Source organism: Thioclava sp. DLFJ5-1 (assembly GCF_002020115.1).
Classification (GTDB): Bacteria; Pseudomonadota; Alphaproteobacteria; order Rhodobacterales; family Rhodobacteraceae; genus Thioclava; species Thioclava sediminum.
In genome coordinates, this window is record NZ_MPZU01000001.1 from 964,889 (window position 1) to 986,724 (window position 21,836).

A 21,836-nucleotide genomic window follows, 5' to 3' on the forward strand; every position below is an offset into this window, starting at 1 on the left:
GCTGGCCCCTCAATCGTTCGACCCGGCCAGTGCGCGCTGCGCGACCTCGACGAAGAATTGCACGCCCAGCGGCAGGATCGAGTCGTTGAAATCGTAATGCGGGCTGTGCAGGTTGCGCCCGCCCTCCGCCGATCCATTGCCGATCCAGCCATAAGCGCCGGGCACCTTCTCCAGCAGGAAGGCGAAATCCTCGCTCGCCATGCTGGGTGCGTAATCGACTTGCACCGCGTCGCGGCCCACGATGGCCTCGGCGGCGCGGCGTGCGGTTTCGGCGGCCCCGGCATCGTTGATCGTGGCCGGGTAGCGGCGCTGATAGATCAGCTCGGCCTTGGCATGAAACGCCTCGGCGATCATTTCGGCGCGGCGCGTCATCTCGGCCTGAACGAAATCGCGCGTCGCGGGGCGCAGGGTGCGCACGGTGCCGTGCAGGGTCACTTCGTCGGGGATCACATTGAGCGTGTGGCCCGCATGGATCTGCGTGACCGAGATCACCGTCGCATCGGTCGGATCCACCGCGCGGCTGACGATGGTTTGCCAGGCCATCTGCAGCTGAGCCGCCAGCGTGATCGGGTCGATCCCCTCATGCGGCATCGCGCCATGCGAGCCCTTGCCCTTCACCTTGAGTTCGAACGTGTCGAATGCGGCCATGACGGGGCCCGCGCGCATCGCGATCTTGCCCGCCTCGAGCCCCGGCCAGTTATGCAGCGCAAAGGTGCTGTCGAGCGGGAACTGGTCGAGCAACCCATCCTCGACCATCACCCGCGCGCCGCCTTCGTTTTCCTCGGCGGGCTGGAAGATGAACACCACCGTGCCCGGTCCCGGCGGATCGGCCGCCATCGCCTGCGCGGCGCCCAGAAGCATCGTGGTGTGACCGTCATGGCCGCAGGCATGCATCTTGCCGGGGATCTCGGAGGCATAATCCGCCCCGGTCAGTTCGGAGATCGGCAGCGCGTCGATATCGGCGCGCAGGCCGACCGTCGGCCCCTCGCCATTTCGCAGAACGCCGATCACCCCGGTCCCGGCCAGCCCCTCGTGGACCTCAAGTCCGAACGCGCGCAACTCAGCCGCGATGAAGGCGGCGGTCTCGTGTTCTTCGAAGGCCAGTTCGGGGCGGCGATGCAGCGCATGCCGCCATTCGACCAACTGGTCCTCCATCGCCTTGATCGCCGGGGTGATGTTCATCGCGCGTCCTTTCAACCAAAGAGCCAGCAGACCCCAAGCCCGAGGCCAAGACCGACCAGAAGCCACGCCACGCGGTCGATCAGCGGAATATGTCCCGCCGTCGCCGTGGCCACCGCGCCCGTCGGGGTGGCGCCTTCGCGTGACGGGGCTGTCTCCTCCGCCTCGCCGGTCACGACCCGCGAGAAGGCATTGAAGAAGTCCTCGGCATTCTTGCGCGCCACGCCCTGAATCAATCGCCCGCCGACTGCGGCCAGTTTACCACCGACCTCGACATCGGCGATATAGGACAGCCGCGTGCCCTCGCCCTCGGGCGCGAGCTTGATTTCCGCGCCGCCCTTGGCGAAGCCCGCAGGCCCGCCCTGCCCGCGCCCGGAGATCCGGTAGGAGACGGGCGGAACGAGATCGCTCAGCTCCACCTTGCCGCGAAAGCTGGCCGAGACGGGGCCGACCCGCGCCACGACCGTCGCGGTAAATTCGGCCTCGCCCGTCTGCTCCATCGCCTCGCAGCCCGGGATCGCGCGGCGCAGCACCTCAGGGTCGTTGAGCCCACGCCAGACTGTCTCGGGATCGGCCGGGATCAGGTGATCGCCTTCGAACCGCATCACCCGGCCTCCGCGTGGATCGCGTTATAGGCACGGTAGAGCGCCTGCGTGCCCTCTTCGCCGAAGCCGTCATCCACCAGCTTGCCATAGAGGCTGCGCGCCAGCGACAGGCCCGGCAGATCGAGGCCCAGTCTTTCGGCTTCGCTCAGCGCGATGGACATGTCCTTGACGAAGTGGTGGACGAAGAAGCCGGGTGCGAAATCCTCGTCCACCATCTTCGGCCCAAGCCCGTTGAGCAGGAAGCTCGACGCGGCCCCGGTTCCGATGACTTTGAGAACCTGCATCGGATCCAGACCGGCGGCGCGCGCGTAGCTGATGCTTTCCGCGACCGCGAGCATGGTCGAGGCGATGGCGATCTGGTTGGCCATCTTGGTGTGCTGGCCAGCGCCCGCCTTGCCCATCAGGGCGATATTCCCGCCCATCAGCTCCAGCACCGGCAGAACCCGCTCGAATGCCCGCGCATCGCCGCCGAGCATGATCGCGAGCTTGCCCGCCTTCGCGCCGACATCGCCGCCGGACACCGGGGCGTCGAGCGCAGAGAGGCCGCGCGCAAGAGCCGCCTGCGCGATCTTCCCGGCCAGGGCCGGGCTCGAGGTGGTCATGTCGATCAGCACCGAGCCCGGGCGCGCCTTGGCGATGATCCCATCCTCACCGAGGTAGACCTGTTCGACATCGGCGGGGTAGCCCACGATGGTGATCGTGATGTCGCTGGCCTCGGCCACGGCGCCGGGGCTGTCACACCACGTCGCCCCCTTTGCGACGAGGGCATCGCCCTTGGCGCGGGTGCGGTTGTAGATGTTGAGCGGATGCCCCGCGGCGAGAATATGCCCCGCCATGTGCTGGCCCATGATTCCGAGTCCGATGAAGCCGACGCTAAGTTTCTCTTCTGTCACGGCTGGGTCCTTTTCGTTGAGCTGGGCGCGGCCTCTCGCAGAAGCGCGCGAATGGATTGGGGGGTCAGCGGAAGACGCTCGATCGTCACGCCGCGCGGCGCGAGCGCATCGCTCACCGCGTTGGCGAGCACGCCGATTGCGCCCATCACGCCGCCTTCGGCCATGCCCTTGATCCCCGCGGGGGTGCGGCGGTTCGGCGTGTTGTGATGCAGGATTTCGAATTCCGGCAGTTCGTTCGGAGAGGCCACGAGGTAATCGGCGAGCGTCGCGGAGAGGTTCTGCCCCGTGCCGTCGTAGATCACCTGTTCGAGCAGCGCGCCGCTCAGCCCCATCGCGATCGCGCCCTGCTGCTGGCCGCGCACGACGATCGGGTTGAGAACGGTGCCGGAATCCTCGGCGACCAGATAGCGGTCGATGGTGATAGCCCCGGTCTGCGGGTCGACCTCGACCTCGCAGGCATGGGTCGAGTTGGAATAGGTCATCGCGGGCGGGTCGTAGCTCTGCGAGAAGTCGAGCCCCGGCGCGATCCCTTCGGGAAGCGCCAGCGGGTCGAGATAGGCACGCCGCGCGATATCGGTCAGCGCAAGGCCCGTCTCCTGCCAGTCGTCGCCGATCATCCGTTCGATCTGGCCTGCGCGCAGTCGTAGCCCGCCAGCGTCGTTGAGATCGAGCATCGAAGCCGCAATCGCGAGCACCCGCTCGCGCGCCTTGAGCGCACAGAGATAGAGCGTCCCGCCCCCGGCAGTCGCGCCGCGTCCGCCGCGGCTGCCCATGCCGTAGGGCGCGATATCGGTGTTGCCCATATGGACCGTGACATCTTCCGAGCGCACGCCGAGCCCTTCGGCCACCGCCTGCGAAAGCGGGCTCTCGTAGCCCTGCCCAGTGCCCATCAGGCCGACGGAGGCGTTGACCGCTCCGCTCGGTTCGATCCGCACCCAGGCTGATTCATGGCCCGATCCGGGGATACCGGCGGATTTGTAGAATTCCGAGCCATAGGTCGTGCTCTCGATCACCGTGCACAGCCCGAGCCCCAGATAGCGCCCCTCAGCGCGCGCCTGCGCCTGCCGGGCGCGGAAGGCCGCGACGTCGATCGCGTCCACGGCGATCTCGAGCGTCTCCCGTGGGCTGACATCTTCGAGAAGTTCGCCCGTGGGCATCTTGTAGGGCAGATCCTCCGGGCCGAGCGCGTTGATACGGCGCACCTCGACCGGGTCGAGGCCGAGGTCGCGGGCGATGGCGTCGATCGTGCCCTCCATCACCCAGCTGGTGATCGCCATGGGCGCGCGCATCGGGCCTGCGCCGCATTTATTGGTCAGCGCGACGCGGACCTCATAGGCGTAGTCCTGAATCCGGTAGGGACCGGTCATGATGAGGGCGATGACGCGGGCCATGTAATTGGCAGGGTAGAAGCAATAGCCGCCGAAATCCTCGTCGATCTCGAGCTCGAGACCGAGAATCCGTCCGGTTTCGCTGACCGAGGCGCGGGTGCGGCACTCGTATTCCCGCGCATGGGCGGCGGACATCAGGTTTTCCATCCGATCCTCGCGCCACCGAACCGGGCGGCGCAGGTGGCGAGACAGAGCCGCGACCGTGAGTTCCTCGCGATAGAGCGCGATCTTCTGACCGAAGGCGCCGCCCACATCGGGGCTCATCACCGTGACCTGGCTTTCCGACAGACCCAGCCGCGCGGCAAGCTGGCTGCGCAACGGGTGCGGGACCTGATTGCCGATATGCATGTTCAGATGCGCGCGCCCGTCATCCCAATCGGCGACGCAGCCGCGCGTCTCCAGCGGCACATGGGTGTGGCGATGGAGCGAGAAACGGGCCTCGACGACGCGATGCGCCTCGGCCCGGCGCGCGGCAGGATCGCCGACGCACAGGCTCTGATGCGAGACCATGTTGCTCGTCAGGCTGTCGTCGACCAGAGCGGCATCGGACGCGAAGGCCTCGGTGATCGAGGTCACCGCCGGAAGCTGGTCATATTCGACACTGACACATTCGGCGGCATCCTCTGCGAGGTAGCGATCGGTCGCGACGACGCAGACCACCGGATCGCCGTGAAAGCGGACCTTGTCGATCGGAAGCGTCGTCAGCTCGGTCGGCTGCAACCCTTCGATCGGCGGTGCGAGGCGCAGCCGCGTTGTCATCTGATCGAGATCGCGCCCGGTGAAAATCCCCACGACCCCCGGCATTTCAGCGGCTTCGGCGCTGTCGATCCCGAGAATGCGCGCATGGGCGTGGGGCGAACGCACGAAGCTCACATGCAGCGCGCCGGGAAAGGCGAGGTCGTCGAGATAGCGCCCGCGCCCCGAAACGAGGCGCCGATCTTCCTTGCGCGGCAGGGCGCGACCGATCTCGGTGAAATCGCCGCTCATGCCGCCTCTCCACGCATCCGGGCCGCCGCTTTCAGCACGGCGGCGACGATATTCTGATAGCCCGTGCAGCGGCACAGGTTGCCCGACAGGACATCGCGCACCTCTTCTGCGGTGGGGTCCGGGTTCTCGCGCAGGTAATGCTCGAAGGTCACCACGATGCCGGGCGTGCAGAAACCGCATTGCAGCCCATGTTCCTCGTGCAGCGCCTGCTGAAGCGCCGAGAGCGCGTCAGGCCGTCCCATGGCCTCGACCGTCGTGACCTCATGGCCCTCCATCTGAGCGGTGAAGGTCAGGCAGGCGCGCGCCGGGCGGCCGTCGATCAGCACGGTGCAGGCGCCGCAGACGCCGTGTTCGCAGCCGACATGGGTACCGGTCAGGCCGAGGTCGTCGCGCAGCACATCCGAGAGCAGCTTGCGCGCGGGCACCCGAACGTCGTGGGTTTCGCCATTCACGCTCAGCGAAAGCGTCAGGGGGTCGTGTGTCGGAGCGGTCATGCACCCTCCTCCCGGGTCAGAGCGGACTGGAACGCGCGAATGACAAGCGTTTCGGCAAGTTCCCGGCGATAGACCGCGGGCACCTGTTCGCTGTCTTCGGGCGCGATCGCCGCAGCAGTCGCGGCAGCGAGGTCGCGAATGGTGTCTTCGTCGGCCAGCCTGCCCTGCGCGCGCGCCTCGATCTCGGGCAGGCGCAGCGGGACGGTGTCGACGCCGCCGAGCCCGAGCCGCAGCGCATCGATCTTGCCCTCCGCGTCGCGCGCGAAACTGAGCGCGACGCTGACCAGCGCGAAATCGCCGTGACGGCGCGAGAAAGCCTCGAAGGCCCACCGATCGCCGACGGGGAGCGGAAAGCGCAGCGCGGTGATGAGTTCGCCATCGCGCAGATCTACCGTCATGATCGATTGCAGGAAATCGGCGGCGGCAACTTCGCGCGTGCCTGCCGGTCCCGAAATCACCAGCGTCGCACCCAGCGTGACCGCGATCAGCGGCAACTGGGCAGCGGGGTCCGCATGGGCGAGGCTGCCGCCGATCGTGCCGCGCTGACGGATCGCGTAATGCCCGATCGAGGCGGCAGCGGCACCGAGGAGCGGCAAGCTCCGCTGCACTTCCGGCGCATTGGCCAGCCGGTGATGGCGCGTCAGCGCGCCGATCTCCAGCATGTCCTCCTTCACCCGCACGCGGTCCAACTCGATCAGATCGTTGAGATCGACGAGATGGCCCGGACGCGCCAGCCGCATGTTCAGCATCGGCCCGAGGCTTTGCCCTCCGGCGATCGGCTTGGCCGCCGGCCCATGCGTGCGCAACAGCGCCAGTGCCTCGGCAAGGCTCGCAGGCCGGTGGTAGGTGAAAGGGGCGGGTTTCATCGTGTCAGGCCGCGTTCCAGATCAGCGACTGACCGGTTTCGCGGTCGAAGACATGCAGGCGGTTGAGATCCACCGCGAGGGTGATGCTCTCGCCGAACGCATGGCGCAGATCCTTGCCGACGCGGAAGAACAGCTCCTCGCCGCCGAAATCCATGCCGAGATACTGATCCGAACCAACCGGGAGCACCGAGTTCACGGTGCCGCTGAGCGCATTATATCCCGCCTCGGCAGTGCCTTCCGCGACATCCTCGGCCCGGATACCCAGCCGCACCGCGCGGCCCTCCTGCCCTTTCAGGCGCGCCGCATGATCTGCCGGCAGCACGAGACGCAACCCATCGCGGACGAAGGCCATCTCGTCATCTGGCCCTGCCTCAAGGACGCCGTCGAAATAGTTGATCGGCGGGCTGCCGAGGAACGACGCCACGAAGGTGTTCGCGGGGCGCTCGTAGATGTCGTCGGGCGTGCCGATCTGCTGCACGACCCCGTCATTCATCACCACGATACGATCCGCGAGCGTGAGCGCCTCGGCCTGATCATGGGTCACGTAGACGAAGGTGGTCTCCATCGCGCGGTGGAGTTCCTTGATCTCCGCGCGCATCGAGATCCGTAGCGCCGCATCGAGGTTCGACAGCGGCTCATCCATCAGGAAGACCGACGGGTCACGGACCATCGCGCGCCCCAGCGCCACACGCTGACGCTGGCCGCCCGACAGCTGCGACGGACGGCGGTCGAGCAGGTGCGAAATCTCGAGCTTCTTCGCGGCGTCTTGCACGCGCTCGTCGATCTCTTCCTTCGACGCGTTGCGCATTTTCAGCCCGAAGCCGATATTGTCGTAGACGGTCTTATGCGGGTAGAGCGCGTAGCTCTGGAACACCATCGCGACGTCGCGCTTGTGCGGGGGGACGTAGTTCACGACCTGCTCGTCGAAGATCAGATCGCCGTCCGAAACCTCCTCGAGCCCTGCAATCATGTTGAGGGTCGTGGATTTGCCGCAGCCCGAAGGGCCGAGCAGGACGATGAACTCGCGATCCTCGATATCGAGGTTGAGATTGCGCACGGCATGGAAGCCGTTGGCGTATTTCTTGTTGACGTTGGTGAAGCGGATCCGGGCCAAGACTTTGTCCTTTCTAACCTTTGACAGCCCCGGCGGTCAGACCGGAAACGATGTAGCGTTCGAAGACGATGGCGACGATCACGGGCGGCACGACCGCCAGGACGCCAGCGGCGTTGAGGAAGGAGAAGCTCACCGTGAAATCGGAGGTGAACGAGGCCAGCAGGATCGGCAGAGTCTGCGACGCGGAAGTCTGCGTGAACATCAGCGCGAGCAGGAATTCGTTCCAGCTGGTAAGGAAGGTGAAGAGGACCACGGCGACGAGCGAGGGCAGCGAGAGCGGCAGGAACACCTTGATCAGCGCCTGGAGCCGCGAACAGCCATCGACCCGCGCGGCCTTGTCCAGCTCGTCCGGAAGGCCCTCGAAATACTGGATCAGGATGAAGACCGTGAAGGGCACCGTGATCGCGAGATAGGTGATCACCAGCGATCCGAGCGTATCGAGCATCCCGAGTTTGCGGATCACCAGGAAAAACGGCACGACCAGCGCAATATCGGGGATCACCCGCGTGATCAGGATGAAGTAGACCGACGCGTTGCGCCCCCAGAACCGGATCTTCGCGATCGCATAGGCGGCCGGCACCCCGACCAGCAGGTTCAGGATCACCACCAGGATCGAGACGATCAGGCTGTTGGCCATCGACGGCAGGAGGTTTTCTGCGGTGGAGGGGATGAAGTCACCGGCAGCCGGATCGGCGCCCGAGCGCGTCTCGTAGGTGACGGGCTCGTCGTTCCCGGCGGTGAAGATCGCCTCGAAATTGCGCAGGGTCGGCTCTTCGGGAATCCAGTGCGGCGGGATCGAAACGATCTCGGTCTCGGTCTGGAACGCCGAAGAGACGAGCCAGGACACCGGGGCGAGAATGTAGGCCGCAAGGACGATCGCGGAGACCACGATCACCAGACGCTGCACAATACGCCCGATTTTCTGGCGGCGGCGGTAGTCGATCGTGTCGACAGGCGGGGTGATAGGCATATCGCTCATGTCAGATCTTGCGCCCCAGCGTTCGGATGAAGAGGTAGGAGAGTGCGAAAGTCGCGATTGCGAGGAGGTAGGACATCGCAGCACCGCTCCCGAAGGACAGGTTGCGGAAGGTCTCGACATAGATGTGCCACGAGAGCACATGCGACGCGCTACCGGGCCCGCCCTCGGTCAGGATGAAGAACAGGTCGAAATGGCGGATCGCCATCATCGTCTCGTAGATCATCACCAGCATGAAACCGGGCTTCATCGCCGGCAGGGTGACATGCACGAAGCGCTGCCAGACCGTCGCGCCATCGACGCGTGCCGCCGCATAGAGATCGGACGGGATCGACTTGAGCGAGACCAGCAGAAGGATCGTCGCCAGCGGCACTTCCTTCCAGACGAAGGCATTGGCGATCAGGAACAGCGTTTTGTCCTGATCCCCCAGCCAGACCATGTATTTGTCGATGAAATCGAGCTGGTAGAGCAGGCCGTTCAGCGCGCCGTAGCTGGAATCGTAGATCCATTTCCACATCAGCGCGTTCGCGACATAGGGGATCGCCCACGGCACCAGCAGGATCGTCGACAGGATACGACGCCCGCGGAATTCTTGGTTCAGCAGCAGCGAGACAAGCAAGGCTATGAAAGCAATCGCGGTAACCGAGACGAGCGAGAAACTCACCGTGCGCCAGACCGCGCCCCAGAAAGCCTCATCGTCGAGAAGATCGGTATAGTTCTTCAGCCCGACGAAGGGGGTCCGGTTCGGACGCGTCAGCTTGATGCTGAAGAAGCTGATATAAAGCGAATAGGCGATCGGGAAGACCGCAACCGCGCCCAGAACGGCCATGACAGGAGCAAGAAACAGCATGGCGCTGCGCTCCTCGTATCCCACCCGCCATTTCGGGCGTGTCGCCCGTGTCATTGCATTCGCCACGTCATGCTCTCCCGTTGCCCTGCCCGACAGGCGGCGGACCTTTTAGAAAGGCCCGCCGCACCTGCTCAGTAGCTGTCCTTCAGCTCGTTCCACAGATCGGCAGATTTCTTGACCGCTCCGGCCGGATCGACATTGCCGAGGATCGCCGATTGCCAGGCCGACCCGTTGGTGTCGTTCCACTCGCCGAACCACGGGGTGACCGTGTCCTTCTTGCGAGCGAGCGCCTGCTGAGCCTGGATCATGTCGACATCGCCATAGGAGTCGTAGGCCGCGCGGATCTCGGGATCCTCGAACAGAGGCTTCACGCCGAACCCGGCGCCGATATCGAGGAACAGGAGTTTCTGGAACGTGTAGGCGCCATCCGCCTTGCCGCCGAACCATTCGATCAGCTTCGCGGCATTCTCGGCGCGCGCCTTGTCTTGTGCAGCCTGCGCCGACATGCCGTGGAAACGCATCCAGCCGACCGTCGCGTGAGAGCCGTTGGCGCCTTTCGGCATCATCGCCTGCTTCACATTGCCCGCGATCTGCGACTGCTCGGGATCGTTGAGCATCCGCAGACGGTATTTCGCGACCATCGCGAAGGCGTGGTTGCCCGCCGCGAAGGATTTCAGGCCAGCCAGTTCGCCGGTCTCGACACAGGCGGGCGAGACGATCTCGTGCTTGTTGACCGCATCGACGACCCAGCTCAGCGCCTCTACAGCCCCCTCTTTCGGGTCCTGCATCACGGCCATGCCGTTGTCGTCGACCAGACGGCCACCATGCGAATAGACCAGCGTCGAGATGAACTCGATCAGCCAGCTTTCCTGCGCCATTGCGAGCATCATCGGATAGTCGGCAATGCCCTTCTCTTTCATGACGAGCGACTGCTCGACCAGCTCATCCCAGGTTTCCGGCGGGGCGTCGAAGCCGGCTTCCTTGAGCTTCGCCTCGTCATAGAAGAAGGCCATGTAGTCGGTGTAATAGGTCAGGCCGTACTGACGACCGCCATAGGTCATGGAGTCGGTGCAGAAATCCTCGGCCTCGGCGTTGTATTTCATCAGGCTGTCGAACTCGTCGACCGGAGCGATCCAGCCGGCCTCGGCCCACTCGGGCAGCCAGGAATCCGACACCCACATCGCGTCGAGCGGCGCACCGCCCACGAATTTCGCGACCATGCCCTCGCGGTACTGGGCCCAGGGCGAGTTCCCGTAATTGACCGGGATCCCGGTTTCCTTGGTGAAGGCGCTGAGGTGGCTCTGCACGGTGTCGACCGCCGCCGACCAGGTGTGCATCGTCAGCGCGGCCGTTTCGGCCTTGGCCGGACGAACCAGACCCGGCGCCATCAGCGCCCCTGCGCCCGCCGCCGAGTAGCGGAGGAAATCCCGGCGCCCGAGACGGCGCGTCTTATCCTTGAGCATCTTTCGATTCCTTTTGCATGGCCGCCTCAGCCCGAGCCCGTTCAAAGCCCAACCTGCAGCAAGCCGTCCCTGTTGATCTTGTTTATGGGAACCGACGCTATTGGCGATTTATTTATTCGTCAACTGACGACAAACGAAAAAGTGAGGATTTCCCTTCCGCAACGGAAATCGCACAAAATTTCAGCGCCTGCGGAAGCCTCCGCAGGCGAAATCAGGGAAAATGTAGTGGATTGCAGCGCTCAGCGGCCGCTGCACACCTCGACCATGTCTTCGAATCCCGCGAGGAACACGCGGACATGCATCGTTACCACCTGGTCTTCGGAGAGCGACAGGCTGCTTTGATAGATATGGCGTCGAATCGCGTAGTGAGAGATCGCACCGTGCAGCGTCCACGCCATTTCGCGGAGCAATGCGGGATCTTCCGGCAGCTCTACGCCCCGCTCATGCGCCACTTCGCGCATCACGGTCTCCAGCAACTGCATGACGATCGCCGCGATGTAGTCAGGCGCCATATTCGCCTCGGCCAGCGAGGCATAAAGGAACAATCGCAACCACTTCCGGGTCAAGGTAGACTGAAGATAGTCGCGATAGAATGCGTCGAGACGCACGGCCATGGGCTGCGAACGATCCTGAAGCTCAACGAACCAGACGGCCTTGAAAGCACCAAGAATCTCTCGGTTATAGACCTCTTTGAGCAGGTCTTCCTTGGTCGGGAAGAAGCGATAGAGAAGACGCTGGGAGATGCCGCATTTCTCCGCCAATTGGCGCGTCTGCCCCGTAAGCCCGTTCTCCGCGAAGAACTCGGTGGCGACGTCCAGGATCTGAGCACGACGCTCATTGAACGGCATCCGTACAGCGCCTTGCGGCGAGCCGGGCTTATTTCCGGCGCCGTTCGTTTTGGACGAACCTTCAGTCATTTTTGGCTTGGCCTGCACGTTTTCCCCTTGGCACCCCTTGTTGTTCATTCCGACGCCGGACGCAACGACTTCAGGTTCATACATTAGCCCATTCCGCGCGAAGGCAAAGTATCTTTTCGTCACTTGACGACTTATGTGTTGCGAAAACCCAAAGTTTGGTCGTAGCTTCGGCGCGTGACGGGACGTCAGTGCCCGCGATTTTCTGCCATTCACGCCGGAGTCCAACATGATCTACGAACAAAGAACCTACCGCATCACCCCCGGGAAGGCGCCCGAGTTCCTCAAGCTCTATGAAGCCGAGGGCCTGCACATCATCACCCAATACGCGAAGCTTGCCGGATGCTGGGTCAGCGACAGCGGCGTGCTCAACGCGGTCACCTTCCTTTGGGCCTATGAGGATTACGGCCACCGCAGCGCGCAACGGGCCAAGCTGGGCGCTGATCCGGAATGGCAGGCTTTCGTGCCCAAGATCCTGCCCTATCTCGTGCATCAGGAAAACATCTTCCTGCAGCCCGCGGCCTTCTCGCCGCTCGACTGATCCGGGCGCGGGCCACCATGCGCACGCTTGGCATCCTCCTCGCCGCCGGCGCCTCGCGTCGGTTCGGCGCTCGGGACAAGCTCCTTGCAGATTGGAACGGCGCCCCTTTGGTGCTGGCAGCGGCACGCGCGCTCGAGGCGTCGGGATGTGACGCGCTCGTGGCGATCGTCTCTTCCGAGAGGGTCGCCGTTTCTCTCCCGCCGTCGTTCAAGGTGCATCACGTGACGCCGGGCCTGCCGCTCTCCGAGAGCTGGCGAGCGGCGCGCGGCGTCGCAACGAGCCGCCGGGCAGAACGTGCGCTGTTCGTGCTGGGCGACATGCCTTTCGTTTCAACCGACACGCTCCGCGCCTTGGTAAATAGCGATGGCGGCAGCCGCGCCTGCACCTTCGACGGTATCCCGATGCCGCCGGCGCTTCTGACCGCGCAGGACTTGAGACACGCACCCGATCAGGACGGAGATCACGGCGCCCGGGAGCTGTTGCGCGCCCTGCCGCCCAAGTCGCTCATCCCCCTTTCAGCCGAAGAGGCGAGTGACATCGACACGCCCGAAGACCTCCGCCATCATCGGGTTAACGTCAAGCGTGAGGATCGCGCCTGACCCTTTCTCTAGGGCGCGCATTGTCGGGATACCGATCTTGGCGCGGGACGCGAGTTCGGCTTGCGTAGGTCCGCATCCCATGCGCCCGGCTCTCAAGACCGACAAAAGACGACAGCGTCCAACGCCCGTCCGTAATTTTCAGCTTTTCGTCCCGATCTCATCGAGCGCGCGGCAGAGCCGTTCCGTCACCTGCTCGGTGCTGGCTGTGCCGCCGAGGTCGCGCGGGCGACTCTCGGGATCGGCTGTCACGACCTCGATCGCGCGCATCATCTGCGCCTCGGCCTCGGTCTCTCCCAGATGCCCCACCATCATCGCAGCACTCCAGAAGGTGCCGATGGGATTGGCGACGCCCTTGCCGGTGATATCGAAGGCCGAGCCGTGGATCGGCTCGAACATCGACGGCGCGGCGCGCTCGGGGTTGAGATTGGCTGTGGGAGCGATGCCGATCGACCCTGCGAGCGCCGCCGCGAGATCCGAGAGGATGTCGGCGTGAAGGTTCGTGGCGACGATCGTGTCGAGCGAACGCGGATCGAGCGTCATGCGCACGGTCATCGCGTCGACCAGCATCCGGTCCCATGTCACATCAGGAAACTCGGTCGCGACCTCGGCGGCGATCTCGTCCCACAGCACCAGCCCGTAGCGCTGCGCGTTGGATTTCGTCACCACCGTCAGACGCTTACGCGGGCGCGCCTGGGCCTGCGAGAAGGCCACGCGCATGATGCGCTCGACGCCGGTACGGGTGAAGATGGCGGTCTCGGTGGCGACCTCGTGCGGCTGGCCGCGATGGCTGCGCCCGCCCTGCCCCGCATATTCGCCCTCGGAGTTCTCGCGCACGATCAGCCAGTCCAGATCGTCCGGACCGACACCTGCAAGCGGACTCGAGAGGCCCGGTAGGATCCGGGTGGGCCGCAGGTTCGCATATTGATCGAGCCCCTGACAGATCGCGAGGCGTAGCCCCCAGAGCGTCAGGTGATCGGGCACGTCCGGAGCGCCGACCGCGCCGAATAGGATCGCGTTATAGGCCCGCAGTGCATCGACCCCGTCTGCGGGCATGAATGTGCCCTCGCGCTGAAAGCGTTTCGAGCCCCAGTCGAAGCGGTCGACCTCGAGCCGGAACGCGTTGGTCTGGCGGCTCAGGTGGTCAAGCGCCGTCAGTGCGGCGTCGACCACTTCCGGCCCGATCCCATCGCCGGGGATGGCCGCGATACGATGAACCCGGGTCGTCATGGCCGCATCACTTCTTCAACCACGCCTTGAAGGCGTCACCGTAATCGGGATGCCAGCGCGACAAGGGCGGGCGGTTCTCGGTGATGTCGCCCGCCGCCCAGAGGATGCGCTTCACGTCGGTAGCGCGATCCACGTCGTTGTCGGGGCACAGAATGTAGAAATCGCCGCGCTCGATCGAGTCGAAGAGAAACTCCACGACCTGCTCGGGCGTCCAGGCATCGGCGGGTTTCTCGGTGCGCCCGCCTGCGGTGAGCGGCGTATAGACGAAGCCCGGGATGAACAGCCGCGCCTCGACCTTGCAGTCTTCACGATTGCGCAGCTCGTGCTGCAGAGCCTCGGTGAAGGCTTTCACGCCGGCTTTCGACACGTTATAGGCCGGATCGCCCGGAGGCGTGGTGATCCCCTGCTTGGAGCCAGTATTGACGATTAGGCCCGGCGCGCCCGACGCGATCATGCGCGGCGCAAAGATCTGGCTGCCACGGATGATGCCACCCATGTTCACATCGAGGATGCGGTCCCAGTTGCCTTCCGCATCGAAGATCGAGCTACCGGGCTGCATGCCCGCATTGTTCATCAGCAGATTGACCGGCCCGAAATGCGCCCAGACCTCATCGGCGAGCGCCGTGAGCTGCGCCCGGTCCGAAACATCGGTGGCCTGCGTCATTACGTCAGCCGCCGCCGCGCCCGCAGCGATCAGGGCGTCGTAGGCGGCTTCGAGCGCAGCCCCCGGCAGATCGGCGATGCAGACACGCATCCCCAGCCCGGCGAGGTGGCGGGCGGCGGCGAGGCCGATACCCGAGGCCCCTCCGGTGACGACTGCGACATTGCCTTTGGCGAGAGCGGGATGCATGGGATTTCTCCTTTTTTCGTTCGGTGTCCGAGATCGACGCGCCTCAGGCGGTTGCGCCGGCGAAGACCTCGAAATCAGTGTCGATGATGGTGGGTGTCGACGGGCGCTCGGGCGAGGCCAGAACCTCCTCGATCGCCTTCTTGCCGATGAGATAGCGGTTCGAGCGGACGGTCGAGAGCGGCTGGGGCAGCTCCTTGCCGATATCGAGCCCGTTGAAGCCGAATATGGCGAATTGGTCGGGCAGGCTGATGCCTTCGGCAAGGCAGTGGAAGACGCCGCCCACGGCCATGTCGTCGTTGGAATAGACCGCGACGTCGATCTGCGGGGCCGAGGCACGCAGGCGCGCGGTCTGCTCCCGACCCGTCCCGACCGAGCTGGGTCCGTCGTCGATCGCATGCGCTTCGATCGACAGGCCGGACTCCGCGAGCGCCTCGCACAGCCCATCATAGCGCAGCCGCGCCCGGCGGTCGGCGTTCCAGTCATGGCCGACATAGCCGAAATGCCGGTAGCCGCGCGAGATCAGATGGCGACCGATCGCGTGGCCCGCGCGGCGATGCGAGGTGCCCACTGCGATGTCGATCGGCGTGCTGTCGATATCCATCATCTCGACGACGCGGATATCGCTCTGCTCGAGCATCTTGCGGGTGGCGTCGGTGTGGTCGAACCCGGCGAGCAGGATCGCGGCGGGTTTCCAGCTGAGAATGCCGCGCACGACGGCCTCTTCGCGGTCGACATTGTAATCCGTGGTCGAGATCACCGGCTGCAGGTCGCTTCCGTCGAGCCCGGCATGGACGCCCTGCAGAACCTCCGGGAACACGATGTTAGAGAGCGACGGGATGACGACGCCCACGAGGAAGGAGTCGAGCGAGGCCAGCGAGCCCGCGATGCGGTTGGGGACATAGCCCATCGCGCGGACCGTCTCCATGACCTTCTCGCGGGTGGACTCGGCGACGAGCCCCTTGTTGCGCATGATCCGCGAAACCGTCGACTCGCTGACATTGGCACGGCGCGCGACCTCGCGCACCGTGATCTTGCTTTTGCGGTCAGGCAATCGCTGTTTGGTCCCCATGACGCTTTCCTCCAATTCCTTTCGGGCAAGCCCGAGTCAATGACCCAGAAATGCACCTAGCGGCAGCGTTTTCATAGGCCATACGTGCATGGGCGCTAAAAACATCGCGGGGACCGTGGCGATCATACCTCCACGTATTTGCGCCACGGATGCGCTTCCTTGAAGCCCAGAACCTCGCGCGCCTTGCGGTTCGAGATCGGCGCCTCGTCTGGGCCCATCTCGCGAGTGATCGGCGTGTTCGGGCAGTATTTCTTCAAGAACTCGGTGGTCGGCATATCGGCGGTGATCGTGTCGTTGACCGCGTTGAACACCTGATAGCCCAGCCCGTCCTTCTCGATGCACAGATGCACGATCTCACCCAGATCGCGGGCGTCGATATAGCTCCACGCGTTGCGCTTGCGGCTCATCGGGTCCTTAAGGAAGCCCTTGAACATGCCGTATTCATCCGGCTCGATCACGTTACCGATGCGCAGCGCATAGATATCCGCGCCGTAGCGGGCGGCGAAAGCGCGGGCGGTCTTTTCGTTGCAGACCTTGGAGAGGCCGTAGCTGTCCATCGGATCGCTGTCGTAATCTTCCTCGAGCGGGAAGGAGTGGAAATCCTTGTCGCCCTCGGCGAAGCACACGCCGTAGGTCGTCTCGGACGAAGCGATGATCACCTTGCGCACGCCGAGCTTCATCGCCGCCTCGAGCACATTGTAGGTGCTCATGACATTGGCCTGATAGGTCACGTTGTCGGGCTCAATCAGCACGCGCGGGATCGCGGCGAAATGCACGATCGCATCGGGCGGCGAAGGCGGCGCGCCCTTCTCGAACCCGCCGAAGTCGTGGTGGGTGGTCAGCGCGTTGAACACGGCGCCGCTGTCGGTCACATCGGTGATCAGCGTGTTGACGCCGGGCAGGTCGAGCGGCTTGAGGTCGACATTGAGCACATCGTAGCCCTTGCTCAGCAGATGCGGCACCGCATGACGCCCAGCCTTGCCGGTTCCGCCTGTAAATACTACGCGCTTGGTCATTTCAGTCTCCGTTTCGTTCATTCACATTTGGTTCGACGGGACGGCCTCAGCCGGTCGCCGCCAGCATCACGCTTTCCTGCGTGGCGTTCTCTCGGGTCAGTTCGCCGCTGATCTTCCCCTCCTTCAGCACGATCACACGGTCGCTGATCGCGAGGATCTCCGGCAGATCCGAAGAGACGACGATGATCGACATTCCCTCCTCGGCCATCTTGCCCAGCAACGTGTGGACCTCTGCCTTCGCGCCGATGTCGATCCCGCGCGTCGGTTCGTCGACGATCAGGATCTGCGGGCGCCGCGCGGCCCATTTCGCCAAGACGACCTTCTGCTGGTTGCCGCCCGACAGGTTGAGCACCTTCTGCTCGGGCGACGGCGTCTTGATGCCCAGCGCGCGGATGTAATCCGCACAGGCCGCGGTTTCCTTGCGACGGTTCACGAAGTCGAGGCTGCAATAGTCACTCAGATGCGTCAGCGAGAAATTCTCGCGCACCGACATGCCGAGGACAAGCCCGCGCGACTGCCGATCCTCGGTCACAAATCCGAGCCCATGCTCGATCGCGTCCGAGGGCGAGGAAATCCGCGCCGGTTTGCCGTTGATCGAAATCTCGCCGCTATGGGGGCGGCTGCCGAAGATCATCTCCATCACTTCGGTCCGCCCGGCGCCGACCAGACCGAAAAAGCCCAGCACCTCGCCGCGACGCAGGTCGAAATCGACGTCGCGCACGAAGACGCCTTCGTCCTTCACGCGCTTCTCGGTGAGATTGCGCACCGACATCAGAACCTCGTCGGTCGCGTGGGAGATGTGATGACCGAACAACTGGTCGAGTTCGCGATCCACCATCAGGCGCACGAGCAGGTCGCTCGTCATCTCGGACACCGGCCGTGTGTCCACGGTGCGCCCGTCGCGCAGCACGGTGACGCGGTCGGCGATCTCGAAGATTTCCTCGAGCTTGTGCGAGATGAAGACGATGCCGACGCCCTGCGCGGCCAGCTTGCGCGACATGCGCAACAGCGTCGATGCCTCGTGGTGGCTGAGCGACGCGGTCGGCTCGTCCATGATAATGAGCTTGGAATTGTAGGAGATGGCGCGGGCGATCTCGATCAGCTGCCTCTGGCCGATCGAAAGCGTGCCGACCATCGCTTCGGGATCGATTTCCACGCCAAGCTCGTGCAGCACCGCGCGGGTGTCCGCATTCATCTTGGTGCGGTCGATCAGGCCCGTGGGCAACAACGGCTCGCGCGCGAGAAAGACGTTCTCGGCGACGGTGAGGTTATTCACCACCGCGAGTTCCTGGTAGATGATCGAGATGCCGAGCGACCGGGCATGGACCGGGTTCTTGATGACGACGGGTTCGCCCTCGACCCGGATCTCGCCGCCCGGATCCGCGCGCAGCACTCCGGTCATGATCTTCATCAGGGTGCTCTTGCCGGCGCCATTCTCACCCGCCAGCACATGCACCTCTCCGGAATTGAGATGCAGATCGACGTGGTCCAGCGCCTTCACCCCGGGAAAGGTCTTGGAAATGCCGATCATTTCGAGAAACGGTTTCATCGCGGCCTCTGGCTGAAGAATGTCGAGCGGGGCCGCGTTTGGCCCCGCCCAGGTCTTGTCGGAGATTACTTGGTGTAGCTGTCGAGGTTGTCGGCAGTCACAACGGTCACACCGGTGTCGATGTTCTGCGGGTCGGTCTCTTCACCCTTGATCTGGGCCACGAGATGCTCGACCGCCAGCTTGCCCATCGTGATCGGGCGCTGCACCATGATGCCGTCGATGAAGCCTTCCTTCACGCCTTTGATCGTGTCGGGCAGATCGTCGAAGGCAAAGACCTTCAGCTGGCCTTTCTTATCCGCGAATTCCTGCTGCGCGAGAACCTTCGCCACGGCCGGGCCACCGACCTGGCTGATGCCGAAGATGCCCGAGAGGTTCGGGTTGGCGCGCAGGAGCGCCTCGGTCACCGACACGGCGCGCGCGAGGTCATCCTCGGTGCCTTCGGTCGCGACCAGCTTGATGTCGGGATAGTCCGCCAGCGCCTCCTTCACGCCGTCGATCCGCTCGTTCAGGTTCGAGGCGCCGAGCTGACCGGTGACGATCGCCACTTCACCCTTGCCGCCGAGCGCTTCGGCCATGGATTTGCCCATGGTCACGCCAGCCTGCTTGTTGATCGTGCCGATATACATGCTGCGCGAGCTGTTGGCGCTGTCACTGTCGAAGGTGACGACCTTGATGCCCGCATCGGTGGCCTGCTTGATGATGCCTTCGACCGATTTCGGCTCGTTGACCGAGATCCCGATCCCGTCGACATGGCGCGCCATCAGGTCCTCAATGATCTTGACCTGCGTCGAACCCTGCGTGTTCGCGGGCACAACCCACTGATACTTCACGCCCAGTTCATTGGCCGCTTCCGCGCCACCGGTGTTGCAGTCGTCGAAGAACGGAACGGCCACTTTCGGCACGAGCGCCACGGTGATGTCCTGAGCATAGGACGCTGCCGTCCCCATGCCGGTTGCCAGGGCCAGAACCGCAGCGGCGGCTTTCATTGCAATACGCATCTTGTCTCCTCCTCCGGACCCAACCAACCGCGGCGGGCCCCTGTTGTTGATGCAGTTTCGGTTTCACGCCCCGCACCGGGGCCTTCTTCGTCCGGATCTCGCGCCGCTCTCTCCTCTTCGAGACGCGGTCCGGCTTCTTGATCTTGTTCCTTCCCGGACGGCGCGGCTCAGCCGCGCCCGCCCATCCGATTGCGCAGCACGTCCAGGCTGACCGCGATCAGGATCACGCCGCCGGTAATGGCCTGCTGGGCATAGGTGTTGATGTTGAGCAGCACGACGCCGTTGGCGATCTCGCCGATCAGGGCCGCCCCGATGACCGCGCCGAGCACCGAGCCGATACCGCCCGCGAGGCTCGCCCCGCCGATCGCGGCCGCGGCGATCACTTCAAGTTCCGAGCCAAAGCCGGACGCCGGTTCCGCCGAAAGATAGCGCGAGAAGGCGATGACGCCGGCCAGCGCGGAAATCGTCGAAGACAGGACGTAGACCGCGAGCTTGACGCGCTGAACCTTCACCCCGCTCAGACGCGCCGCGTTCTCGTTGCCGCCCGTGGCGTAAACGTGCCTACCGAAACGGGTCCGGGTCATGATGACCGTAAAGATGAGCGTCAGCACGAGCAGGATCACCACCGGCACCGGCACCGGGCCGACATAGCCCTGCCCCAGAAAGCTGAAGCTCTCGGGCGTCTCCGGAGTCAGCGGCACGCCGTGCGTGATCATGTACATAAGGCCGCGCCCGATACTCAGCGTGCCGAGCGTCGCGATGAAGGGCGGCAGGCCGATCGCAGTGATCAGCAGCCCGTTGGTCAGCCCGAAGGCAAGCCCGACACCGAGCCCCGCAGCCACCGCCGCATATTGCGAATAGCCCGCGTCGAAACAGAGCGCCGTGATCAGACCGGCAAGCCCCATCGCGGAGCCAACCGACAGGTCGATCCCGCCGGTGATGATGACCATCACCATGCCGATGCTCATGATCGCCGTCAGCGAGAATGCCCGCGACACGCCCATCAGGTTCGACACGGTCAGGAAATACGGTGTGAACAGGCTGATCAGCAGCCCCATCAGGATCAACGCGATCAGAACGTTGAATTCACGCATGTGACGCAGTTGAAGCAATTGATGCAGGACTCGCATGGATTTCCTTTCCGATGGCGTGACCGAATTTTCCGACAGTGCCAAAACGCCCCTCCCTTCTCCGCATCCCCGACGTTCCACTCGCTCATCCCGGAACCGATCGCGTCGGTGAGGGGCTGGCGGGTCGGACGGGGATACGCCCGAAAATGCTAGCGCTGCCATTCCTCCGGTGACAGCGCTGTCATATTGCGAACTGCAAAGACGACTTGTCAATCAGCAAATAACAAAAACTTGTCTCAGGACAGGTGTCGGAACGACGCGCCCTCCCCGGCGGAACGTAGTTCCGAGCCCCGCCAAAGCGTTTCAAACAAGGGTCTTGAGACATTCCGGCTTGTCATCGAGCCGGGTCCGTGGTGATACTCGCAAAATATGACAGCGCTATCATAGACAACGGAGCGACAGCGCTCCGACCGCAGAAAAGGAGCCCGCCGATGACCGACGGAAGACACGAATCACCCCGCCCTCTGGCGATGATCCACACCGTCGCCGGGCTGATCCCGGAACTCGAAGGTCTGGCGCAGGAGCACCTGCCCGACTGGAAAGTGTTCAACATGCTCGACGAGAGCCTTTTGCGCCTCACGATCCGCGAGGGGTCGGTCAGCCCGATGACGGCGCGACGCCTGACGGGCATGATCTGGTCGGCGGTCGATGCGGGGGCCGAAGCCGTGCTCGTGACCTGCTCCAGCCTCGGCGGCGCGGTCGAACGTATCGCACCGCTCTGCCCCGTCCCGCTGATCCGTATCGACGAGGGAATGGCGCAGGAGGCCGTCGCAAAAGGCCGCCGCATCGGCGTGCTCGCAACCCTGCAATCGACCCTGACACCCACCGTCGAACTGGTCGAACGCGTCAGCCGCGAGGCCGGGGCGGACAGCACCATCACGAGCGAGGTCGTCGAAGGCGCCTTCGAGACGCTGCAATCGGGCGACCGGGAAGGACATGACGCGCGGGTGGCCGAAGGCATCGCCCGGCTCGCCCGCGAAAACGACGTGGTGGTTCTGGCACAGGCCTCGATGGCACGCGCGCTCGAACGGCTCGAACCGAGCGCGGATGACCCGCCGGTCCTGACCAGCCCGACGCTGGGCATCGCCCATGCAGCAAGACGTCTGGCGCGCTGATCGCGCCTGAAGA

At 64.4% G+C, this 21,836-nt stretch carries 21 protein-coding genes; 3 read left to right on the forward strand and 18 right to left on the reverse strand.

The genetic code is table 11. The features are described from left to right. Window positions 1–9 precede the first annotated feature (9 nt). The 11 genes from BMI86_RS04615 to BMI86_RS04665 all read right to left on the reverse strand — a co-directional run bounded on the left by BMI86_RS04615 (window position 10) and on the right by BMI86_RS04665 (window position 11,816). Window positions 10–1,182: a M20 aminoacylase family protein gene (locus tag BMI86_RS04615; RefSeq protein WP_078539952.1), complete on the reverse strand. Its 1,173-nt coding sequence runs from the start codon at window positions 1,180–1,182 to the stop codon at window positions 10–12. 11 nt (window positions 1,183–1,193) lie between these two features. Next, complete coding sequence (locus tag BMI86_RS04620) at window positions 1,194–1,784, reverse strand: carbon monoxide dehydrogenase subunit G (protein WP_078539953.1); 591 nt, start codon at window positions 1,782–1,784, stop codon at window positions 1,194–1,196. Next, on the reverse strand, window positions 1,784–2,677 hold the full coding sequence (locus BMI86_RS04625; RefSeq protein WP_078539954.1) for an NAD(P)-dependent oxidoreductase: 894 nt from the start codon (window positions 2,675–2,677) through the stop codon (window positions 1,784–1,786). Before BMI86_RS04625 ends, BMI86_RS04620 begins: the two co-directional genes overlap by 1 nt. Beyond that, a complete protein-coding gene (locus tag BMI86_RS04630; RefSeq protein WP_078539955.1) occupies window positions 2,674–5,052 on the reverse strand; it encodes a xanthine dehydrogenase family protein molybdopterin-binding subunit in 2,379 nt (792 codons plus the stop codon). Before BMI86_RS04630 ends, BMI86_RS04625 begins: the two co-directional genes overlap by 4 nt. Further along, window positions 5,049–5,546, reverse strand: coding sequence for a (2Fe-2S)-binding protein (locus BMI86_RS04635; RefSeq protein WP_078539956.1), 498 nt, complete (start codon window positions 5,544–5,546; stop codon window positions 5,049–5,051). The genes BMI86_RS04630 and BMI86_RS04635 overlap by 4 nt, the downstream gene beginning before the upstream one ends. Then, entirely contained in the window at window positions 5,543–6,412 is an 870-nt protein-coding gene (locus BMI86_RS04640) for an FAD binding domain-containing protein (protein ID WP_078539957.1), read from the reverse strand. Before BMI86_RS04640 ends, BMI86_RS04635 begins: the two co-directional genes overlap by 4 nt. A 4-nt stretch (window positions 6,413–6,416) precedes the next feature. Then, window positions 6,417–7,526 (reverse strand): sn-glycerol-3-phosphate ABC transporter ATP-binding protein UgpC, encoded by a 1,110-nt coding sequence (gene ugpC / locus BMI86_RS04645; RefSeq protein WP_078539958.1) that lies wholly within the window; start codon window positions 7,524–7,526, stop codon window positions 6,417–6,419. Window positions 7,527–7,539: 13 nt separating this feature from the next. Next, window positions 7,540–8,505 (reverse strand): carbohydrate ABC transporter permease, encoded by a 966-nt coding sequence (locus tag BMI86_RS04650; RefSeq protein WP_210402129.1) that lies wholly within the window; start codon window positions 8,503–8,505, stop codon window positions 7,540–7,542. A gap of 1 nt (window position 8,506) precedes the next feature. Beyond that, the gene (locus BMI86_RS04655) at window positions 8,507–9,352 is read right to left on the reverse strand and encodes a sugar ABC transporter permease (RefSeq protein ID WP_210402688.1); all 846 of its coding nucleotides are present in this window, start codon (window positions 9,350–9,352) and stop codon (window positions 8,507–8,509) included. A gap of 131 nt (window positions 9,353–9,483) precedes the next feature. After that, window positions 9,484–10,815 (reverse strand): extracellular solute-binding protein, encoded by a 1,332-nt coding sequence (locus BMI86_RS04660; protein WP_078539960.1) that lies wholly within the window; start codon window positions 10,813–10,815, stop codon window positions 9,484–9,486. A gap of 239 nt (window positions 10,816–11,054) precedes the next feature. Further along, window positions 11,055–11,816 (reverse strand): TetR/AcrR family transcriptional regulator, encoded by a 762-nt coding sequence (locus BMI86_RS04665; RefSeq protein ID WP_210402689.1) that lies wholly within the window; start codon window positions 11,814–11,816, stop codon window positions 11,055–11,057. Between the two features lie 142 nt (window positions 11,817–11,958). Here BMI86_RS04665 and BMI86_RS04670 point away from each other — a divergent pair, with 142 nt between their 5' ends. Together BMI86_RS04670 and BMI86_RS04675 are read left to right on the forward strand one after the other, a co-directional pair. Further along, complete coding sequence (locus BMI86_RS04670) at window positions 11,959–12,270, forward strand: NIPSNAP family protein (RefSeq protein WP_078539961.1); 312 nt, start codon at window positions 11,959–11,961, stop codon at window positions 12,268–12,270. Between the two features lie 17 nt (window positions 12,271–12,287). After that, a complete protein-coding gene (locus BMI86_RS04675) occupies window positions 12,288–12,869 on the forward strand; it encodes a nucleotidyltransferase family protein (protein WP_168173780.1) in 582 nt (193 codons plus the stop codon). 138 nt (window positions 12,870–13,007) lie between these two features. Here BMI86_RS04675 and BMI86_RS04680 read toward each other — a convergent pair whose 3' ends face one another. The 7 genes from BMI86_RS04680 to BMI86_RS04710 all read right to left on the reverse strand — a co-directional run bounded on the left by BMI86_RS04680 (window position 13,008) and on the right by BMI86_RS04710 (window position 20,672). Beyond that, window positions 13,008–14,096, reverse strand: coding sequence for a tartrate dehydrogenase (locus BMI86_RS04680; RefSeq protein ID WP_078539963.1), 1,089 nt, complete (start codon window positions 14,094–14,096; stop codon window positions 13,008–13,010). A 7-nt stretch (window positions 14,097–14,103) separates the two neighbouring features. Beyond that, entirely contained in the window at window positions 14,104–14,946 is an 843-nt protein-coding gene (locus tag BMI86_RS04685) for an SDR family NAD(P)-dependent oxidoreductase (RefSeq protein ID WP_078519922.1), read from the reverse strand. 43 nt (window positions 14,947–14,989) lie between these two features. Next, window positions 14,990–16,015 (reverse strand): LacI family DNA-binding transcriptional regulator, encoded by a 1,026-nt coding sequence (locus tag BMI86_RS04690; RefSeq protein WP_078539964.1) that lies wholly within the window; start codon window positions 16,013–16,015, stop codon window positions 14,990–14,992. Window positions 16,016–16,137: 122 nt separating this feature from the next. Next, the gene (locus BMI86_RS04695; RefSeq protein WP_078519924.1) at window positions 16,138–17,031 is read right to left on the reverse strand and encodes an NAD(P)-dependent oxidoreductase; all 894 of its coding nucleotides are present in this window, start codon (window positions 17,029–17,031) and stop codon (window positions 16,138–16,140) included. A gap of 46 nt (window positions 17,032–17,077) precedes the next feature. Next, window positions 17,078–18,580, reverse strand: a complete 1,503-nt coding sequence (locus tag BMI86_RS04700) for a sugar ABC transporter ATP-binding protein (protein ID WP_078539965.1) — start codon at window positions 18,578–18,580, stop codon at window positions 17,078–17,080. 65 nt (window positions 18,581–18,645) lie between these two features. Beyond that, a complete protein-coding gene (locus tag BMI86_RS04705; RefSeq protein ID WP_078519926.1) occupies window positions 18,646–19,578 on the reverse strand; it encodes a sugar-binding protein in 933 nt (310 codons plus the stop codon). A 167-nt stretch (window positions 19,579–19,745) separates the two neighbouring features. Continuing rightward, entirely contained in the window at window positions 19,746–20,672 is a 927-nt protein-coding gene (locus BMI86_RS04710; protein WP_208607944.1) for an ABC transporter permease, read from the reverse strand. 467 nt (window positions 20,673–21,139) lie between these two features. Here BMI86_RS04710 and BMI86_RS04715 point away from each other — a divergent pair, with 467 nt between their 5' ends. Beyond that, complete coding sequence (locus BMI86_RS04715) at window positions 21,140–21,823, forward strand: aspartate/glutamate racemase family protein (RefSeq protein ID WP_078539966.1); 684 nt, start codon at window positions 21,140–21,142, stop codon at window positions 21,821–21,823. The last annotated feature ends 13 nt before the right edge of the window (window positions 21,824–21,836 follow it).

Bases quoted from the DNA above. Each gene is read 5' to 3' on its own strand.
- BMI86_RS04665 (WP_210402689.1), bottom strand. From the start codon at position 11,816: ATGTATGAACCTGAAGTCGTTGCGTCCGGCGTCGGAATGAACAACAAG.
- BMI86_RS04695 (WP_078519924.1), bottom strand. From the start codon at position 17,031: ATGACCAAGCGCGTAGTATTTACAGGCGGAACCGGCAAGGCTGGGCGT.
- BMI86_RS04710 (WP_208607944.1), bottom strand. From the start codon at position 20,672: ATGCGTGAATTCAACGTTCTGATCGCGTTGATCCTGATGGGGCTGCTG.
- BMI86_RS04690 (WP_078539964.1), bottom strand. From the start codon at position 16,015: ATGGGGACCAAACAGCGATTGCCTGACCGCAAAAGCAAGATCACGGTG.
- BMI86_RS04635 (WP_078539956.1), bottom strand. From the start codon at position 5,546: ATGACCGCTCCGACACACGACCCCCTGACGCTTTCGCTGAGCGTGAAT.
- BMI86_RS04660 (WP_078539960.1), bottom strand. From the start codon at position 10,815: ATGCTCAAGGATAAGACGCGCCGTCTCGGGCGCCGGGATTTCCTCCGC.
- BMI86_RS04650 (WP_210402129.1), bottom strand. From the start codon at position 8,505: ATGAGCGATATGCCTATCACCCCGCCTGTCGACACGATCGACTACCGC.
- BMI86_RS04675 (WP_168173780.1), top strand. From the start codon at position 12,288: ATGCGCACGCTTGGCATCCTCCTCGCCGCCGGCGCCTCGCGTCGGTTC.
- BMI86_RS04705 (WP_078519926.1), bottom strand. From the start codon at position 19,578: ATGCGTATTGCAATGAAAGCCGCCGCTGCGGTTCTGGCCCTGGCAACC.
- BMI86_RS04680 (WP_078539963.1), bottom strand. From the start codon at position 14,096: ATGACGACCCGGGTTCATCGTATCGCGGCCATCCCCGGCGATGGGATC.
- BMI86_RS04715 (WP_078539966.1), top strand. From the start codon at position 21,140: ATGACCGACGGAAGACACGAATCACCCCGCCCTCTGGCGATGATCCAC.
- BMI86_RS04670 (WP_078539961.1), top strand. From the start codon at position 11,959: ATGATCTACGAACAAAGAACCTACCGCATCACCCCCGGGAAGGCGCCC.
- BMI86_RS04700 (WP_078539965.1), bottom strand. From the start codon at position 18,580: ATGAAACCGTTTCTCGAAATGATCGGCATTTCCAAGACCTTTCCCGGG.
- BMI86_RS04630 (WP_078539955.1), bottom strand. From the start codon at position 5,052: ATGAGCGGCGATTTCACCGAGATCGGTCGCGCCCTGCCGCGCAAGGAA.
- BMI86_RS04640 (WP_078539957.1), bottom strand. From the start codon at position 6,412: ATGAAACCCGCCCCTTTCACCTACCACCGGCCTGCGAGCCTTGCCGAG.
- BMI86_RS04615 (WP_078539952.1), bottom strand. From the start codon at position 1,182: ATGAACATCACCCCGGCGATCAAGGCGATGGAGGACCAGTTGGTCGAA.
- BMI86_RS04620 (WP_078539953.1), bottom strand. From the start codon at position 1,784: ATGCGGTTCGAAGGCGATCACCTGATCCCGGCCGATCCCGAGACAGTC.
- BMI86_RS04685 (WP_078519922.1), bottom strand. From the start codon at position 14,946: ATGCATCCCGCTCTCGCCAAAGGCAATGTCGCAGTCGTCACCGGAGGG.
- BMI86_RS04655 (WP_210402688.1), bottom strand. From the start codon at position 9,352: ATGCTGTTTCTTGCTCCTGTCATGGCCGTTCTGGGCGCGGTTGCGGTC.